Source organism: Hymenobacter sp. NBH84 (genome assembly GCF_014217645.1).
Taxonomy (GTDB): Bacteria; Bacteroidota; Bacteroidia; order Cytophagales; family Hymenobacteraceae; genus Hymenobacter; species Hymenobacter profundi.
In genome coordinates, this window is the sequence record NZ_CP043644.1 from 3,140,268 (window position 1) to 3,157,153 (window position 16,886).

Below are 16,886 nucleotides of genomic sequence, written 5' to 3' on the forward strand. Positions count from 1 at the left end.
GGGTGACAGATGGTTTTCAGGCGCGTTTCGCTCATGCGTCTTAGCTTGCGGCTTCGCTCCCTACCTCCTCGCTATGCCCAAACGCCTTGCCGCCCACGAATACGCCGATGGCCTCCTCGCCGGCAACCGCGTGCGGCTGAGCCAGGCCATTACGCTGGTGGAAAGCACCCTACTCTCTGACCAAGAGCTCGCCCAACAGGTCATGAATCTGGTGCTGCCCCACACGGGCAAGTCGGTGCGGGTGGGCATCACGGGCGTGCCGGGGGTAGGCAAAAGCACGTTTATTGAGGCACTAGGGCTGCATTTAGTTGAGCAAGGGCACCGGCTGGCTGTGCTGGCCGTAGACCCTACCTCCCAGCGCAGCGGCGGCAGCATCCTAGGCGATAAAACCCGTATGAACCAACTGGCGGCGCATCCGGCGGCCTACATTCGGCCGTCGCCGGCGGGCAAGTCGTTGGGGGGCGTCACGCGCAGCACCCGCGAGGCGCTGCTGCTCTGCGAGGCGGCGGGGCACGACGTTATTTTCGTGGAAACCGTTGGCGTGGGCCAGAGCGAAACGGCCGTGCACGGCATGGTCGATTTTTTCCTACTTCTGATGCTAGCTGGCGCTGGTGACGAGCTACAAGGCATTAAGAAGGGCATCATGGAAATGGCCGATGCCCTCACCATCACCAAAGCCGACCACGGCAACGAGCAAGCCGCCCGCCTGGCCCGGCGCGAGTACCAAAACGCCCTGCACCTGTTTCCGCTGGCGCCCAGCGGCTGGAGCCCCGTGGTGACGACCAGCTCGGCTCTCACGGGCGCAGGCGTACCCGAAGTGTGGGAGGTGGTGCAGCAATACGTGCAGCACACCCAGGCCAACGGCTACTTCCAGCAACGTCGCCAAGAGCAAAACCTACACTGGCTGCACGACACCATCCGCCAGACCCTGGAGGCCCGCTTCTACGCCCAGCCTGACGTGCAGCAGCGCCTACCTGCCATCGAGCAGGCCGTGCGCGAGGGACGCCAATCGGCCTTCGGCGCGGCGCAGGAACTGCTGTAGGGGCAGGTTGCACGCGCCCGTCGTTGCAGAGGTTGTTTACGAAGGCCCTATCCCACGCCTACCTCCTCGGAACCTGAAACCCACACAATAAAAAAAGCCGCTCCTACCTAGGAGCGGCTTTTTTTATTGTGTGGGGCCACTTATTGGGCCGTAAAGGTTGTGCGGGTCTCGGTGGTTACCCCCGCCGTCGTTTCCCTTTCCACGAGCACGAGCCGGGTGGCGGATACCGATTCGATGGTGCCGCCCATTTCCATAGTCGCTTCTGCCCCTGGTTGGGTAGATAGACTAATAGTAGCTTTTAGCGTCATACCATTGTTCGACTGAGCCCAAGTGCCCGTATGGGTCTGCGGATGAGCTTGGTCACAGCGGGTGGCACCCTCATCTAACATGAAAACTCCATCAGCTTGGAATTGGTACACATTGTCCTGGATGCAGGCTGGCACGTCCGTGTGAAGGTCCTCAATCGGCTCACTGCCTTCTTTTTCGGCTACAGCTGTCATTTTCCAGCTTTTGGCCATCAGCAAATCAGTTGCCGATAGAATAGGGGTAGGCTTTATGTCAGAATTATCATCGCAGCTAGTGAGGCCGCCTAACAAGGATAAGGATAGGGCTAGAAAGGTACGCGAATACACAATGAAGAAATGTGAAGTTAGAAAAAGGACAAAAACAATACGCGCCTTTCATCAAACTTAGTACCAATGCTGTAATTTCACTCTTAATTAACCATTCGATGCTTAAGCGCTTTTTATGAATTTTGTATTTAACCCTTTTACACTAGTAAGTTTTGCTGCGGTTGCGGCAATGATGGCCTTTGCGCTCTATAATGCCAAAAAGCGAGACGATAGACTACAAACCAACGGTGTGCGGGCGCGGGGCGTCGTAGTACGGAATAAAATAAAATGGGGTAGAACTATTGTAGTCAGGCCCATTATTCGGTTTGAGACGCGAGAAGGTCGAACAATCGAAGCGCTGTATGAGCACGGGGTAGCCCTGGCAGTACCCCGCTACCCGGAAGGCTCTACGGTAGCAGTTTTATATGACCCAGTAAATCCTCATGACTTCAGCATTATAGCTGCTGACCGTCAGTACATTTGAAAAGTACGGACTTGAACCCGTAGGAACTGCCTGTTCAACTAAAAAGCAAAACGCTCCTTCCGCTGTTTACCTACCTACACCGGCACGATGCCGGCGCGTAAACCACCCAAACTATGAACATCGGAATCATTGGCGCCGGCAACATCGGCAGCGCCTTGGCCGTGCGGCTCACTAGCCTCGGCCATACGGCATACATTGCCAACTCGCGTGGCCCTGAAACGCTAGGCGACGTAGCCCAGAAAACCGGCGCTACCCCCGTCACGGTGCGGGAAGCGGCCCAGCGCGGCAACGACTTCATCGTGGTCACCATCCCGCTGAAAAACATCCCCGATCTGCCTAACGACCTGTTCGAGGGCGTGCCCGCCGAGGTGCCCGTTATCGACACGAGCAACTACTACCCCCTGCTGCGCGACGGCCAGATGACGGAGCTGGAAACCGGCGACCTCACCGAGAGCGGCTGGGTACAGCAGCACCTAGGCCGCCCGGTAGTGAAGGTGTTCAACAACATCTTCGCTGACCACTTGGAGAAAAACGGTCAGACTGCCGGTACGCCCGGCCGCATTGCCCTACCCGTAGCCAGCGACGATAATGCCGCCAAGCAGAAAGTAATGGCCCTGGTAGAAGAACTGGGCTTCGACGCCGTAGATGGCGGCACCCTGCACGAGTCGTGGCGGCAGCAGCCCGGCGGCCCCATCTACTGCAACGATTTGCCGGCTGATAAGGTACGCGAGCAATTGGCTAGCCTCGGCACCGAGCGCACAGCGGCCCAGCACACCGAGTTTCTGGATAACCAGGCCAAGCAGGAACAGGCAATGGAGGCCCAAGGCATCAAGCTGAAGTAGCCAACGGATAACTAGTTAATTTAGCCCGTCATGCTTCGACAAGCTCAGCATGACGGGCTTTGTCTTGTTCTCGAAGCCAGAAATTTTATCTATTTTAGATTCTGCATTGAACACATAGTCACTTATCTTCTAATGCTATACTTACCTGTTTTCGCCAAGGGTAGCCCGCTTTGAGTACCAACTCAAAGCTCCATGAAAAGAGTTAAAAAACTCCAACAAGCCTTTGGCACCGTAGATGAAGGTGCCTTCGTATCCTTCCAAGCTTTCCAACGTGCAGGTGTCTCGTGTTATTTTCGGCAATGCCCGCGGCTGTGCTTACTGCTTTCCGCACGGTCCTGAAGTAGACAATGCTACGCTTGCTACTCTGCAACGGACTTGGAAACGGTTTCGGCGTACGCAATGGAAAGGCTAGTCCAACAAGAAAGCGCCGCTCTAATTTTGGAGCGGCGCTTTCTTGTTGGAAACAGTCCTACTTATTCTCCGCCGCAGCCGGCCCTAGCAAATCCCACTTGTTGCCATAGCAATCAGCGAAGACCACTACCCAGCCGTAGGGTTCGTGGCGGGGCTCCTCCAGGAACTGCACGCCCTGTGCTTCCATGCGACGGTAAGCGGGCCAAAACTCATCGGTGTGTAGAAACAGGAAGACGCGCTCGCCAGCCTGGTTGCCGATGCTGGCCTGCTGCGCGGGGGTAGCAGCCTGCGCCAATAGCAACGGACTGCCGGTGCTGCCAGGCGGCGCCACCAGCACCCAACGTTTGTCGTCATCTAGCGCGGTGTCTTCCAGCAGGTCGAACCCCAGCTTTTCGCAATAGTAGGCAAGGGCTTCGTCGTAGTCGCGCACCAAGAGAGTGATGCCGCCAATGGTTTGTTTCATACGTTGAAGGTAGCAAACGACTGGTAGGGGCGCGCCCGCTGTGGCGGAGGGTGCTTGCGAAAATCGTATAGGCTTTACCCCTACCCCAATAACAACATCAGCAACGATGGGCGCGTGCAACGCGCCTCTACACCCGCTTGCGGCGCAGGGCCAGGTAGTCGAGGTAGTACAGCACCTTCACCGAAACGGAGTTATTCTGCGGGGTGTTGATGGTGTTGTTGAGGTTGGCGAAGTACAGCGGCGTGGCCTCGTTACCGTCAAGCGTGGCGGTGCTGGCGGCTTTCCACACGATGCTGATCTGCGAGCCCGGCGCAAACCACCACGCGTACACCATGTCCAAGTTGAAGGCATTGTAGGTATTGTCGCGGTTGCGGCGGTAGTCCACCAGGGTTTCCGCGCCGTCTTTGTCGAGGCGGACGAAGTCCTGGTAGTGCACGTCGCTGGTGTAGTGGCGCAACCGCAGCGTGAGCGACATGCGGTTGGTGAAAGTATAGGCCGTCGATAGCACGTTGGTGATGGTAACTACCCGCCGACGCCCCAGCGGCACCTGCTCACGGAACACCGAATCCAGCGGCTCCGAGGCGCTCAGATTACCGTTCACATAGCCAATCTGGTTCTGGCGTAAGTCCCAATTGACGCTATAAATAAACAGCAGCTGGTTGCTGGCGCGGTAACGCGGCGACACGCCAAGGCCGTAGCCCATGCGGCGCGGACGCGGCAGGCGGTCGTCCTGCGCGTACCACCGCACGGCGGCGTTCACATCATACGCTACTTTCTTGCGATAGTCGCTGGAAATAAAGCCATTGGCACCAGCATTGGCTGGTACACGCACGTAGTAGTCGCCGAGGGGTAGCGTGCGCGGCTCGTAGTAGTCGCGGGTTACGGGGCTGGCGTCTACGTTGAAACCCGTGGTCAGGAAGCGCTTGGTGAAAGTAGTGTTGGCCCCGCCGTAGAAAACCAAGTTCTGGTAGCGCGTGGGCTGGTAGAGCAACGAGTGGTCGACGCCCCACCACGTATACAGGTTGTTGACTTTCCAGAACCGGTTGTACTTGTTGTAGCTGAAGTTGACGCCCTGCGTGATGTTGTTGTTGCCGAACAGAATCCCCAAATCATTCGGGTTATAGGAGGCCGATTCGATGCCGTGGCTGACAGTCCAGGTGAAGTTGCCGCTGATTTTGCCGGCGCTCAGCTTGTACTTATACCCGTTCTGGTCGTCGATGGGCGTATCAGTACCAAACTCATTGCCACGCCGGCGCGAGTACACTACCTGCCCGTTCACGGCATAGGCGTTCTTCTTATCGGCCAGGCGAAACAGGCCGCTGGTCACGTTGGCGTCGTAGGTGCGCCCGAAGCGCGTGACGTTGGTGTTAATGAGCGACACGTAGCTATTGTTTTTCAGCGACTGATCCAGCACCATAATACTGTAGTTGCTGAAGGGCTGGGTGAGCACCTCGCGCTCCTGCCCGGTTTCAGTGTCGCGCAGGGTAGCGTACACGTTGTTGCTCAATGCGTTGAACACGCCAATCCCCAGCCCCTTGCTGGTGCGGCCCGATACTTTGGTGGCGTTCAGCAGGCGCGTTTCGCCGGGGTTGCGGATGATTTTTTCGTTTTCTCCAGCCTCCACGCTGCCGTAGCCAATGGGCTGCGCCCCTACCCTGCGCGAGTAGAACAGGCCGCCTTTGTTGAACAACTCCGTACCCTCAGTGAAAAACTGCCGGTTTTCGTTGAACTGCACCTCAAACGGCGACAGGTTCAGCACTTGGTTGTCGCTCTGCACCTGCCCGAAGTCGGGCACCAGGGTAGCATCCAGCGTGAAGCTCTCGTTGATGCCCCACTTCACATCGGCGCCGCCATTGAAGCTGGTAGTGGTGCGGCGCTGGCCTTCCACGCTCACGGCGTTGCGGTTCAGGTAGGAAGAAACGTAGGGCGTGAGCGAGAGGCGCAACGGCGGCTTCACATCCCGAATGCCGCGCAGCTCGCCCCACTGGTTCACGAAGCCATCCACGGCGGGCTTCACCTCGTTCCAGAAAAAGCCTTGGTTGTCGCGCTTGCGCTGGCGCATAAAGTTGAGGCCCCACAGTTGCTCTGGCACCCCGCTGAAACGGATAGCGGAGTAGGGAATTCGGATTTCGGCTATCCAGTCGGTGCCGCGCAGGGCAGTGCGCGAGTCCCACACGGCATTCCAGTTGAAGTCCTCGCCGCCGGCCGGCGAGTAGCGCGCATCGCATTGCACACCGCCCGTGGTCACGAAAAAGCCGTAGCCGTTGAGCTTGTCGTGGTAGGTATCGAGGAAGATGCCGAAGAAGTCGGTGTTGCCGTCGAGGTCGTCGCGCTGGGTGAGCTGGCGCGGAATGGAATCGGCACTCACGTCGTGCATCACGGCCCCGATGTAGAGGTTGGCGTCGTCGTAGAGAATGCGCACCTCCGTGGGGTGCCGCTCGGGTAGGCCGGGCGCGGGGCGGTTCTGGATGAACTGCGAGGCCACCGGCGCCTGCTGCCACACGGCTTCGTCGAGCACCCCGTCCAGCTTCAGGCCCTCCGTGATGCGTAGGGCCTGAAGCTGCCGCTTCGGGGCCGACGTAGCAGCCGTACTAGCAGACGTTGCCGGGTGTTGCGCCCTACTTACCAAGCACCACAAAAGAAGGCCTAGCAGCAGGCCAAAACGACGAAACACGGGAAATTGGGTGGGGGTAGAAGTGGGACGATGAGAGGAAAATCAGGTCAGTAGAGCAGCTACACGGCGCCATAGATGCATACCTGCACACAAGCGTTGCTTAGCGGCCGAAGAATAGAAGAGGCGGCAGCCAATAGTGCTACTGCTTCAACAAAAAAGGCCGGTAGCGTAGTGCTACCGGCCTTTTGTTCTTCTCATTCACTCACTGACACTTGCACCATGCGGTTGGAGTTGCCGCTCGTAGGTATATCATAGATTAGGCGGTATTTGGCCGTCATTGCCGCCGGTTGTGGCTTGCCGTTCACGCGCAGGCCTTCTTTATCGAGTTGAAACTGAAAGCTTTTTTCATCGGCTCCTAATAGTCCGTCTTTGCGCAGTTGTGCGCGTAGCTCGTTAGTGCTGAGCGTGGGCGGGGTAGGCGGTGCGGGCAGTGCCGGCACGGCAGGAGCGCTTGGAGCAACTGGTGGCGCAGGCGGTGCCGGTGGTGCTGGCATAGCAGCAGCGCTCGGTGCTGCCGGCGGGGCAGGTGGCGCGGGCGGGGTAGGCATCACCCGACCGGTACTGGAGCGCGTCACAGAACCTGATAACCGCGTGCTACCCCGCGGCCCGCTGATGACGTTGGTACGGCCCGTGCTGTTTTTGTTGATGTTGATAGAACCCGTACCGCTTAGCTTGCGCCCGCTCGCCGATTCATAGAGCGCCAAGTATTTCTTTTGCAGAGCAGCCGACTGCTTGGTGCCGTTCACGGTCAGTTCCGTTGGGCTAAGCCGTAGCTGGTAGCTGTCGGCAGATTTAATCAAGCCGTCTTTCAGCAGCTCCGTTTCCAAGGTTTCGTTTAGCTCGTTGCGTCGTTCCTCCTCTGCTTCTCGGCGCGCTTTTCCCATTTCATAACGGGCTTCCGCAATGCTATTTCCTAGCTCGTGCTTTTTCTCCAGCATCTCGGCAAATTTTTCCTGGACTAATTCCCGCTCCTCAACCGTTTTGGCATCTTGTGCAGCAGTGTGCAGAGAAGCTTCTGCTTCTCGCAGAGCATCACGGGTAATGGCATTGATATCGATGTTACTGAGCGCCGCATCGGCCGTAGCCAAGGCGTCGTGGGTGATGCCGTTGATGTCGATACTGGCTAGCTCGCGTTGCGCAATTCGTAGCGCGTCGCGGGTGATGGCGCTGACGTTGATGTTGATGTCCTCGTCAAAGCTCTCGTTTTGAGGCAACTGTACCACCTGCACTTGCTCGCCTTTGACTTTTTTGCCTTTGGGCTCGTCCAGCTCCACGCGGCTGCCATCTACGTACAGCTCTTTCAGGCGCCCTTTTTTGTCTTTTTTGATGACTACGGTGCCGTTGTTGTTGCCGCGCTCAATGCGGCCCAGGGCTCGCAGTTGGCGCATCACGTTCGGGTTCAGGGTAGTATCAAAGCTCACTTGCATGGCGCCGATTTGCGCCAGCGCTTTGCCATCGGCCGAGATGCTGAGAATACGCATTTCGGTGGGTGCTACGGCCGGCGCGAGGGCCGTGGTTTCGCGTACTAGCACGGGGTCGGCCTCCACGGCAACTGTCTCGGAAGAAGCCGTAAGGGCGTTGTGCGAATCGGCTGTGGCACGCGGGCCGGCCAGTGTTACGGCCGTGCTGAGCAGCACCAACCCCACCAGCACTACGCAAGCGGCCATAAAGCCCTCCGTGAAGGTAGGGGCCGTGCGGCCCTGCACCAGCCGCCGGATACGGCCCAGTAACGAGCCATCGGGCCCTACTGCCGACAAGGCCAGCTGTGGCGTTGCTTTCGGGGTCAGGCTGTGCTCGGCCAACGCGGCCAGGGCGCGGGCCAGCGTGAGCGGGTTGCCGCCTACTAGCGTCGTAGCCATGTCATCGCAGCAGTTTTCGCGCTCGGTGCGCAGGCAGGCCGTCATAAACCACACGGCAGGGTGGTAGAAGAAGAGGATTTCGGCTAGGGATTGCAGCAGGTTCATCAGGTAGTCGCGGCGCGCTACGTGGGCTAGCTCGTGGGCCAGAATGGCTTCCATATACGTCTGGCTCAAACCGGTTACGGTGCCCAGCGGCAGCAGAATCACCGGCCGCAGGTGCCCTACCACCAGCGGGGCTTTCACCTTCGCCGATTCCAGCAGCTGTATAGGGCGTTGCAGGCCGGCGCGCTGGGCTAGCTCAGCCAATCGACGCTGCCAGTCCTGGCCCAGCGGCTGCACGCGGTAGTGGCGCAGACGCTGCACGTAGGCCAGTCCGCCCAGCAGGCGCAGCGTCATGGCCAGCAGACCCAGCAACCAGGCCGCTACCAGCACCGGCATGTTCTGATCGAAGTATTGCAACCCGCGCTGCCACACCGATGCGGTGGCAGTTGATCTGGCAGCAGGTAGCACCGAGGCTACCTCGCCAGTACCAGTAGGCGCCGCCAGTTTCACTACCTCATACGTGACAGCCGCTTGGGCTGGCGCCACGGGCGATGCCAGCAGATAGTACTTGCTAAACGTAACAGCCGACAGCACCAGCAAGGTGAGTAGGGCCACGGCGGCCGTGGTGTAGCGCACCTGGGCGCTGTGGCGGCGCAGCAGCAACAGCAGCCCTACCAGCGCCAGCGCCACTACGGCACCCTGCCAGAGCGAATGGAGTAGCGTCCAGCCCAGGGCGCGTACCAGGGCGGGCGAGAGAGTTTGTTCGAGCCAGTTCATTGCTTGTCTGCGTTAGGGTGGTCGGTATCGCCTAATTCATTCAGTAAATTCCGAATCTGATCTAGCTCGGCCTGCGAGGTGCGGCCGCTGCCCAGGGCCTGCATCACCAGTTTCATGGCCGAGCCACCGAAGGCTGTGTCTACAAACCGGTCGAGGAGCAGGCTTTGGGTTTCCTCCTGCCGCACGGCGGCGCGGTAGATGTGCGTGCGTGCGTCGTCGTCGCGCAGCACTAGGCCTTTTTCAAGCATGAGCTGCAACAGCTTGAGGGCAGTCGTGTAGCCAACTTCGCGCTTGCGGTTCAGCTCGTCGTTCACGAAGCGAACAGTGCTAGGGCCGTGTTGCCAAAGCACTTGCAGGATTTCCAGCTCCGATTCGGTAGGCTTGGGGATGGGGGTTTCGGACATGATGTGTGGCGTTTTTTATATACGAATCAATTCGTATTACAAGTATATACGAAACATATCGTAGAAACAAGATTAATCTACGATTTTTTTCGTATAATATATAAATTGATTTTCTGGTCGCCTTATTAGCACACCATTTTTTCTCTTGCCTATAGTTTTATAAGAGCTTTGTATCCTGATTAGAGTACAGTAATTCTTATCTATTCATCTTGCCTAATCCTAATGAAACCTTTTCTACGCTTCGCTTTATTTGCTGCTAGCCTGTGCTTTATGCAGTGTACCCAGGAAGAAGCAACACCTACTATCGATTACGACCAAAAAAGCATCGAGTTGATGAATCAGCTTACCCCACAGATAGTAGGCGAATGGTCGCTTCAACGTGTATCCATCAAAAGGCAGTCGCACAATGGCAGCCAAGCCGAAATCGGTATTAAGCGCGATACCGTGCTGCAAAACTTAGCTATTCTTTCTATTAGGCAGGCCGCGGTTCCGCGAAGCAACCCTAAGTACCTACGCCACCCCGATTTTGACTGCACTATTCAGTACAAAGACAAGACTTATCCGCTGTCATTTTCGCTGCTTTCTAATCCTACTCGCATCGTACAGGGGATAGGGCCGCAAGCATTTTTTTCTGTTGCAGTATAGCTTTCCAACAGATTCACATGTAGTAGAGCCTGAGGAGGAATTTCTTCAGTTGTTGGGTCTGATTGACAATTTTTCTGTGGAAACCACGGCCAATCCGACTACCATGACGTGGCGTGGGCTGAATCGGGGTGTAGAGAAGATTGAGCTACGGAGGCGGTAACCGTCTATAAGGTGCTTTGCAGCTTCTTCTTGAGCTTGGGGTAGGGAATATCCACGGCCACAATTTTGCCGGTCTCATCCACGAGCAAATTCGCCGGAATGGCATTGATGCCAAACCGCTGCATGTCCTCCCCGCTGGTTCCCTTCAGCTCTGACAAGTGAGGAATCAGTAGGCTGTCCTCGGCAATGGCTTCTCGCCACTTGTTGTGGTTGGTATCCAGCGAAACGCCTACCATGCCAAAGCCTTTACCCTGGTACTGCTTGTGCAAGCCGTAGTATTTGGGCATCTCCATTCGGCAGGGCCCGCACCAGCTGGCCCAGAACTCGACCAGCGTGAACTTGTTCTGCTGGAAAATCTGCGTTGTATTTAGCTTTTGGCCATCCGGCGTCTTACCAGCTAGGCTCTGCACGCGCTGGCCCACAAAGCGCTGGTTGTTCACGTCACGCTCTTCGTTTTCGGCTAGCGCCTCATCTAGTCGGCGGCCGTAGAAGCTCTTTTGCAACTCGGCGGGCATAGCCTGATAGTACTGACGGAAGCGCTCCGTCGAAGGCCGGTCGCCGCGGTTGCTGAGCATGGCGTAGAGCAACACCATAGAAGAAGGATGCTGCTGCGCGAATGTATGAGCCGCCGCAGCATAGTAGCCGGAAACCCTGTACTCAAAGTTTCTAACAGAATCGGCCCATTGCTCGACTAGAGCCTTGTTATTCGAATTGAAGGTTTGGACAAACTTAGCTTTAACCAGTTCCCGATCCACAAAGAACTGATACCAAAGACTGTCTCCTATCAGAAGATATTGTTCAAACTCCTGTTGCATAGGAGAAGAGGAGAAAACGATTGTGCTTTGTAGATAGGAGCCTACCCCATCGGGTGCAGGCGCTCGGTAAAATTTCGTCCGGATATTATTTTTTTTGAATTCTATATGAATGGAGTCTGCTGGTAGGTAGACCGTAGCACTGCCAGTCGTAATGTCTGTTTTATTCGTGTAATAAATATCATAGAATCCAGGCTGGGTGATTTTGCCTTGCAGCGTAAAATGACTGCCTCGGGCTGTTGTACTATCGATAATATAATGCCCAGTAGTATCTCCCATAAAAGACAGCCTGACATGACAGTCTTTACATGTTTCTGCGTCCGCTACGATCAGATAGCTGTATTCCTTTTTTTGCTTTTGTTGGCAGCCAGCCAGCAAGGCCAGCAGAAAAAAGATCCGCAAGTACTTTTTACTATAGCTCCACATACCATTTCGTTCGGTTAGTAATAGTTAAACAATTGATAATAAGCTTCAGGGAATAATATATAAATATCTATACATATAACAACAAGCATCTATTTTATTTATAAGCTAGCCCACGCAATAAACGCCCATAAAGAACGAAGCGCTACCGACTAGCCACGGAGTAAGTAACTAGTCGGTAGCGCTCTGGTGCGCCTCGTTTCATTCGCTCCTCTAGGAGTCAACGACACTGTTTGGGTTCACACATTCGCCATCCGGAACGGCTGTATCTCTACCTTTTCCCACACGCGGCCGGTGAGGTAGGGCTCGTCACGCTGCCAGGCTTCTAGGTCGTCGGGAGAGGCAAACTGCGCCACCATCATCGAGCCGATCATCTTGCCTTCTGCATCCAGAATGGCGCCGCCCGTGAGGAAGTTGCCGCTTTCTTTGAGCCGACGCGCTCCGGCCAAATGATTTTCGCGCACCGCCAGGCGACGTTCCAGGGCCTCAGTGTCGGTGTAATCGTAAGCGGTAATCAGGTATTGTTGCATGGTTTGTAAGGAAAGATTAAAGGAAACAACAAGTACCCCACTCCCGGCCCACCTCGCTTGATGCGCGGCATCCTCCGGGAGAGGGGTGCCAGACGACGCTGATAGCCAATAGCTCTATCGGAACGCACCCCTCTCCCAGAGGGGGACCGGGGGTGGGGTCAACGCTAGCTACCCGCCGCCGGCTGGGGCTGTTGCAACACTGGCCTCAGAATACCCCACACGGTGCGCGCCACCAGCCGGTGGCCGGCGGGCGTGGGGTGGATGCCGTCGCGCTGGTTGAGCTTGGCTACCCCCCCTACCCCTTCGAGCAGGAAAGGTATCAGCACAAGGTTATTTTTTTGTGCTAGCTCGCCGTAGAGCTGCTTGAACTCGGCGGCGTAGTCGGCGCCTAGGTTGGGCGGAATTTGCATGCCAGCCAGCACAATCTGCGCCTGCGGGCTCAGTTGCCGCACTGTGTCGATGATGGCTTGCAGGTTGCGGCGCGTGTCGGTGAGCGGGATGCCGCGTAGGCCGTCGTTGCCGCCCAGCTCTAGCACAAATACGGCTACGGGCTTGCGTAGCACCCACCCTACCCGGCTACGGCCGCCGGCGCTGGTTTCGCCGCTTAGGCCGGCGTTTACCACAGTGTAGCTTAGGCCCGCAGAATCAATTTTTTGGCCGATCAGGGCCGGGAAGGCTTCGTCGGGTTCTACTCCCAGGCCGGCCGTGAGGCTGTTGCCGAAGAACAGAATGGTAGGCTTGCCCGTGGCGGTTGAGGCAGCGGGCTTGCTGGCCGCGGGGGGCGCGTCGGTGGTGGTTGGGGTGTCGTTAGTGCTACAGCCCGCCAGCGCGAGTAGCAGCCAGCCGCAGAAGACAGTCCAGGTTAGTTTCATCATCGAAGAAAGTAAGAAGTAGAGGGATAACGACAGAACCCGCCGCAAAGGTTAACCTAACCGGGGCAGGCGCGTTTGGGTAGGGGCTGCGTATGCGCTTTGTTGTTCTCTTATCCAGCGGTTTCACGCAGATGTAGTCGTTGAATAACTCGTGGTTGAATATCAGCTGGCGCGGACGACGAGACGCGAATACGCGTCTCTACACCGTTCGATGCATCCGTTCTACGAAACAGAAAACTCTCACACGCCTAAAGTATTCTGCGCATCGACTCGTTACCTACTTAGACGATTCTCTCATTTGCCTTTCTCTCAGTGCTTAAAATAGAAAACCTTACCAAGTCCTACACCAGCGGCGGACGGGCGCTTACGGTGCTCCAAAACGTTAGCTTCGAGCTGACGGCCGGTGATACGCTGGCCATTGTTGGCTCATCGGGAAGCGGCAAAACCACGCTGCTGGGCCTGTGCGCCGGCCTCGACCGCGCTACCTCGGGCAGCGTGTGGCTCAACGGCATCCAGCTCGATAGCCTTAGTGAAGACCAGCGGGCAGCGGTGCGCAACGAGCATGTGGGCTTTATCTTCCAGAACTTTCAGTTGCTGCCTACCCTCACAGCCCTGGAAAACGTGCTGGTGCCCTTGGAGTTGCGCGGCATTTCCAATGGTGCCGCTACGGCCCAGGGCCTGCTGGAGCGGGTAGGGCTGGGCGGGCGCGGGCACCACTACCCTACCCAGCTGTCGGGTGGCGAGCAGCAGCGCGTGTCGTTGGCGCGGGCGTTTGCCAACCGGCCTAAAATCCTGTTTGCCGACGAGCCCACCGGCAACCTCGACGCTGAAACCAGCGCTACAGTGGAGGAACTACTATTTGAGCTGAACCGTGAAGCCGGCACTACCCTGGTGCTCGTTACACACGACCCGGAGCTGGCCAATAAAACTCAGCGTGTGATTCGATTAAAAGGCGGGCAGCTGATTTCTGACAGCCTGTAGGGGCGCGCTGCACGCAACCGTTGTTCAACGACAGGTGCGTGTTCTTCTTCGCCCTTTTCCACCGCATGATAGCGGGCGCGTGCAACGCGCCCCTACCCTAACCCACAACGACGGGCGCGTGCAACGCGCCCCTACCCTAACCCACAACGACGGGCGCGTGCAACGCGCCCCTATTGCATATGACAAACTTCCTCTGGCTCTGGCGCATGGCGTGGCGCGACAGTCGCCGTAGCCGCTCCCGGCTCTTGCTATTCAGCGCGGCCATTGTGCTGGGCATTGCGGCACTGGTGGGCATCAACGGCTTCGGGGCCAACCTGGCGCGTAGCATCGACGAGCAGGCCCGCGAGCTGCTAGGGGCCGATTTGGTGCTGTCCAGCAGTCAGCCATTTCAGCCGCGCTTCAAGCCCACGTTGCACCCACGCAACCAAGGCAATTTCATCCTGGACTACAGTGCAGAAGCGGCGTTTGCGTCGCTGGTGTCGTTTCCGCGGGGTGGGGGCGTGCGGCTGGCACAGGTGCGCGCCGTTACGGGCAACTTTCCGCTCTATGGCGAGTGGCTGACGGAGCCCACCAGCGCCGTGCAAACCTTCCGCGACGCGGCGCGCCGCAACCAGCCCGTGGCGTTGGTGGATGATGAACTCATGGCGCAATTTGCAGCCCATGTGGGCGACTCTGTGCGGGTAGGCAACGTGACGTTTCGTATTGCCGGACGGGTGCGCGAAACGCCCGGCCAATCCGGTTTCAGCGCTTCGGTAGCCCCTACCGTGTTCATCCCCGGTGATGCGGCGCAAGTCACGACGGGCAAAGCCGATTCCACATCATTGTTGGCGCGCACCGCCCTCATTCAACCTGGCAGCCGCGTGCAATACAAGCAGTATTTCACTCTGAAACCAGGTATTCCGGAAGCCCGTCTGCGGGAGCCGTTGGAGGATGTAAAAGATCAGGAAAACGTCAATGCAGAGACCGTGGCCAGCCGCAAGCAGCAAACCGGCCGCTCCTTCGCCGACCTTACTCGCTTCCTAAACCTAGTGGCGTTTGTAGCCCTGCTGCTGGGCTGCGTGGGTGTGGCGAGTGCCGTGAGTTTGTACGTGCGCGAGAAAATTACCTCGGTGGCTGTACTGCGCTGCCTGGGTGCCAGCGGCAGCCAGGCACTGCTGATTTATCTGTTGCAGGTAGCGGCCCTGGGCTTTGCCGGTGCTCTGTTAGGAGCAGCACTTGGCACAGCGGTGCAGCTATTGCTACCCCGCGTGTTTGCCGATTTCCTACCCGTGGCGGTCGACATTCAGGTGTCGTGGGGGGCGGTGGCGCAGGGCGTGTTCACGGGTGTGCTGGTGGCGGTGCTGTTTGCCTTGCTGCCGTTGCTGAGCATTCGGCGGGTGTCGCCGCTGCGCACATTGCGAGCTTCGTTTGAGGAAGATACCACCGCGCCCGACCCGCTGCGCTACCTCGTCTACGGGTTGATATTCGTGTTTATTACAGGTTTCGCCTACCTCCAAACCCGCGAGGTGAAGCTGGCCCTGGGTTTTGCGGCGGGCTTGCTGGTGGCGCTGGGCGGATTGGCGGGCGTAGCGGCGGGCCTGCGCTGGCTGGTGCGCCGCTTCTTCCCTACCTCCTGGAGTTACGTGTGGCGGCAGGGCTTGGCCAATCTGTATCGCCCCAACAACCAGACGCTGCTGCTTATCATTTCCATCGGGCTGGGCGTGTTTCTGATGGCGACGCTCTACATCACCCAAGGCTTGCTGCTCAGCCGGGTACAGGTGGCCAGCGGCGAGAATCAGCCCAATCTAGTGCTCTTCGACATTCAGCCGGCCCAGCGAGTAGGCGTGGCCCAACTGCTCACGCAGCGCCGCCTACCCGTATTGCAGCAAGTACCCATTGTGACGATGCGGCTGACGGAGCTGAATGGCAAGCCTACCTCCGAGCTGAAAAAGGACAGCACCAGTGGCCGTTCGCGCGGCTCCCTTACCCGCGAATACCGCGTCACGTACCGCGATTCGCTTATCAGCTCCGAGCAGCTAGCCGAAGGAAAGCTTCCCTACCTCGCCGCCGATGGCACCCCGCATATTTCCATCGAAACGGGATTTTTTGAGCGCCTGAAGCTCAAGCTGGGTGATACGCTGACTTTCAACGTGCAGGGCGCACCGCTCCTGACCATCGTCAGCGGCACGCGCACCGTGGACTGGACGCGGGTACAGACCAACTTCGGGGTGGTGTTCCCCAGCGGCGTGCTAGAGCCCGCGCCGCAGTTCTACGTACTCCTCACCCGCGTACCCGACAACACCGTGCTCGGTGGCGTGCAGCGCGAGTTGGTGCAGCGCTTCCCCAACGTTTCGGCCATCGACCTGGGCCTCATCCTGCAAACCCTGGACGACATCCTGAGCAAGATTTCCTTCGTGATTCGCTTCATGGCCTTTTTCAGCATTGCCACGGGCCTGGTGGTGCTCATCAGCTCTGTGATTGTGAGTCGCTACCAACGCGTGCAGGAAAGCGTGCTGCTCCGAACCTTGGGCGCCAGTCGCCGCCAAATGCTGCGCATCACGCTGGTGGAATACGCGCTGCTGGGCTTACTGGCCGCTGCCACCGGCCTCGTGCTGGCCGTGCTGGCGGGCTGGGCGCTGGCCTTTTGGGTGTTCGATATCGGCTTCACCACCGCTCCCCTACCCTTGTTGCTACTCGCGGCACTTACCACAGTTCTCACCGTCGTCATCGGCCTCTTCAACAGCCGCGACGTGCTGACACGGCCACCGCTGGCAGTGCTGCGCGGGGAAGGGTGAGTGAGTGGTGAAATGGTGAAGTGGTGCGTTAAAACTCGGCTGTCATCCTGAGCGCAGCGAAGGACCTTCTTACGCGTGAAC

General features: G+C 57.9%; 15 protein-coding genes. 7 read left to right on the forward strand and 8 right to left on the reverse strand.

Going from position 1 to position 16,886, the window contains the following annotated elements:
• Positions 1-73: 73 nt before the first annotated feature.
• Entirely contained in the window at positions 74-1,042 is a 969-nt protein-coding gene (gene meaB, locus F1C16_RS13080; RefSeq protein WP_185281083.1) for a methylmalonyl Co-A mutase-associated GTPase MeaB, read from the forward strand.
• Positions 1,043-1,182: 140 nt separating this feature from the next.
• Here meaB and F1C16_RS13085 read toward each other — a convergent pair whose 3' ends face one another.
• On the reverse strand, positions 1,183-1,674 hold the full coding sequence (locus F1C16_RS13085; protein WP_185281084.1) for a hypothetical protein: 492 nt from the start codon (positions 1,672-1,674) through the stop codon (positions 1,183-1,185).
• Between the two features lie 115 nt (positions 1,675-1,789).
• Between F1C16_RS13085 and F1C16_RS23350 the strand changes: the two genes are divergently transcribed.
• Positions 1,790-2,137, forward strand: coding sequence for a DUF3592 domain-containing protein (locus F1C16_RS23350; protein WP_185281085.1), 348 nt, complete (start codon positions 1,790-1,792; stop codon positions 2,135-2,137).
• Between the two features lie 113 nt (positions 2,138-2,250).
• Entirely contained in the window at positions 2,251-2,979 is a 729-nt protein-coding gene (locus F1C16_RS13095; protein WP_185281086.1) for an NADPH-dependent F420 reductase, read from the forward strand.
• A gap of 469 nt (positions 2,980-3,448) precedes the next feature.
• On the opposite strand, the gene F1C16_RS13100 is transcribed toward F1C16_RS13095, so the two are convergent.
• From F1C16_RS13100 to F1C16_RS13115, 4 genes are all read right to left on the reverse strand, one after another.
• Complete coding sequence (locus tag F1C16_RS13100) at positions 3,449-3,853, reverse strand: VOC family protein (RefSeq protein ID WP_185281087.1); 405 nt, start codon at positions 3,851-3,853, stop codon at positions 3,449-3,451.
• Between the two features lie 127 nt (positions 3,854-3,980).
• Positions 3,981-6,527, reverse strand: coding sequence for a DUF5916 domain-containing protein (locus F1C16_RS13105; RefSeq protein WP_185281088.1), 2,547 nt, complete (start codon positions 6,525-6,527; stop codon positions 3,981-3,983).
• Between the two features lie 194 nt (positions 6,528-6,721).
• A complete protein-coding gene (locus tag F1C16_RS13110; protein WP_185281089.1) occupies positions 6,722-9,205 on the reverse strand; it encodes a M56 family metallopeptidase in 2,484 nt (827 codons plus the stop codon).
• Positions 9,202-9,609 carry a BlaI/MecI/CopY family transcriptional regulator gene (locus tag F1C16_RS13115; protein WP_185281090.1) on the reverse strand — a complete coding sequence of 136 codons (408 nt, stop codon included), beginning with the start codon at positions 9,607-9,609 and terminating at the stop codon, positions 9,202-9,204. The genes F1C16_RS13110 and F1C16_RS13115 overlap by 4 nt, the downstream gene beginning before the upstream one ends.
• Positions 9,610-9,831: 222 nt before the next feature.
• Between F1C16_RS13115 and F1C16_RS13120 the strand changes: the two genes are divergently transcribed.
• Positions 9,832-10,254, forward strand: a complete 423-nt coding sequence (locus F1C16_RS13120; protein WP_185281091.1) for a hypothetical protein — start codon at positions 9,832-9,834, stop codon at positions 10,252-10,254.
• A gap of 164 nt (positions 10,255-10,418) precedes the next feature.
• Here F1C16_RS13120 and F1C16_RS13125 read toward each other — a convergent pair whose 3' ends face one another.
• From F1C16_RS13125 to F1C16_RS13135, 3 genes are all read right to left on the reverse strand, one after another.
• A complete protein-coding gene (locus F1C16_RS13125) occupies positions 10,419-11,006 on the reverse strand; it encodes a TlpA disulfide reductase family protein (RefSeq protein ID WP_185281092.1) in 588 nt (195 codons plus the stop codon).
• 881 nt (positions 11,007-11,887) lie between these two features.
• Positions 11,888-12,178, reverse strand: a complete 291-nt coding sequence (locus F1C16_RS13130; protein ID WP_185281093.1) for a YciI family protein — start codon at positions 12,176-12,178, stop codon at positions 11,888-11,890.
• A 164-nt stretch (positions 12,179-12,342) separates the two neighbouring features.
• Positions 12,343-13,050 (reverse strand): arylesterase, encoded by a 708-nt coding sequence (locus F1C16_RS13135; protein ID WP_374940601.1) that lies wholly within the window; start codon positions 13,048-13,050, stop codon positions 12,343-12,345.
• A 312-nt stretch (positions 13,051-13,362) separates the two neighbouring features.
• On the opposite strand from F1C16_RS13135, the gene F1C16_RS13140 reads away from it, so the two are divergent.
• The 3 genes from F1C16_RS13140 to F1C16_RS13150 are packed head-to-tail and all read left to right on the forward strand — an operon-like array spanning position 13,363 to position 16,805.
• Entirely contained in the window at positions 13,363-14,031 is a 669-nt protein-coding gene (locus F1C16_RS13140) for an ABC transporter ATP-binding protein (protein WP_258048904.1), read from the forward strand.
• Positions 14,032-14,065: 34 nt separating this feature from the next.
• A complete protein-coding gene (locus F1C16_RS13145; protein WP_185281095.1) occupies positions 14,066-14,263 on the forward strand; it encodes a hypothetical protein in 198 nt (65 codons plus the stop codon).
• Complete coding sequence (locus F1C16_RS13150; RefSeq protein ID WP_258048905.1) at positions 14,211-16,805, forward strand: ABC transporter permease; 2,595 nt, start codon at positions 14,211-14,213, stop codon at positions 16,803-16,805. The genes F1C16_RS13145 and F1C16_RS13150 overlap by 53 nt, the downstream gene beginning before the upstream one ends.
• The last annotated feature ends 81 nt before the right edge of the window (positions 16,806-16,886 follow it).

Coding starts and splice junctions, on each gene's coding strand:
- F1C16_RS23350 (WP_185281085.1), top strand. CDS start 1,790: ATGAATTTTGTATTTAACCCTTTTACACTAGTAAGTTTTGCTGCGGTT.
- F1C16_RS13130 (WP_185281093.1), bottom strand. CDS start 12,178: ATGCAACAATACCTGATTACCGCTTACGATTACACCGACACTGAGGCC.
- F1C16_RS13100 (WP_185281087.1), bottom strand. CDS start 3,853: ATGAAACAAACCATTGGCGGCATCACTCTCTTGGTGCGCGACTACGAC.
- F1C16_RS13110 (WP_185281089.1), bottom strand. CDS start 9,205: ATGAACTGGCTCGAACAAACTCTCTCGCCCGCCCTGGTACGCGCCCTG.
- F1C16_RS13095 (WP_185281086.1), top strand. CDS start 2,251: ATGAACATCGGAATCATTGGCGCCGGCAACATCGGCAGCGCCTTGGCC.
- F1C16_RS13135 (WP_374940601.1), bottom strand. CDS start 13,050: ATGAAACTAACCTGGACTGTCTTCTGCGGCTGGCTGCTACTCGCGCTG.
- F1C16_RS13120 (WP_185281091.1), top strand. CDS start 9,832: ATGAAACCTTTTCTACGCTTCGCTTTATTTGCTGCTAGCCTGTGCTTT.
- F1C16_RS13115 (WP_185281090.1), bottom strand. CDS start 9,609: ATGTCCGAAACCCCCATCCCCAAGCCTACCGAATCGGAGCTGGAAATC.
- F1C16_RS13125 (WP_185281092.1), bottom strand. CDS start 11,006: ATGGTGTTGCTCTACGCCATGCTCAGCAACCGCGGCGACCGGCCTTCG.
- F1C16_RS13150 (WP_258048905.1), top strand. CDS start 14,211: ATGACAAACTTCCTCTGGCTCTGGCGCATGGCGTGGCGCGACAGTCGC.
- meaB (WP_185281083.1), top strand. CDS start 74: ATGCCCAAACGCCTTGCCGCCCACGAATACGCCGATGGCCTCCTCGCC.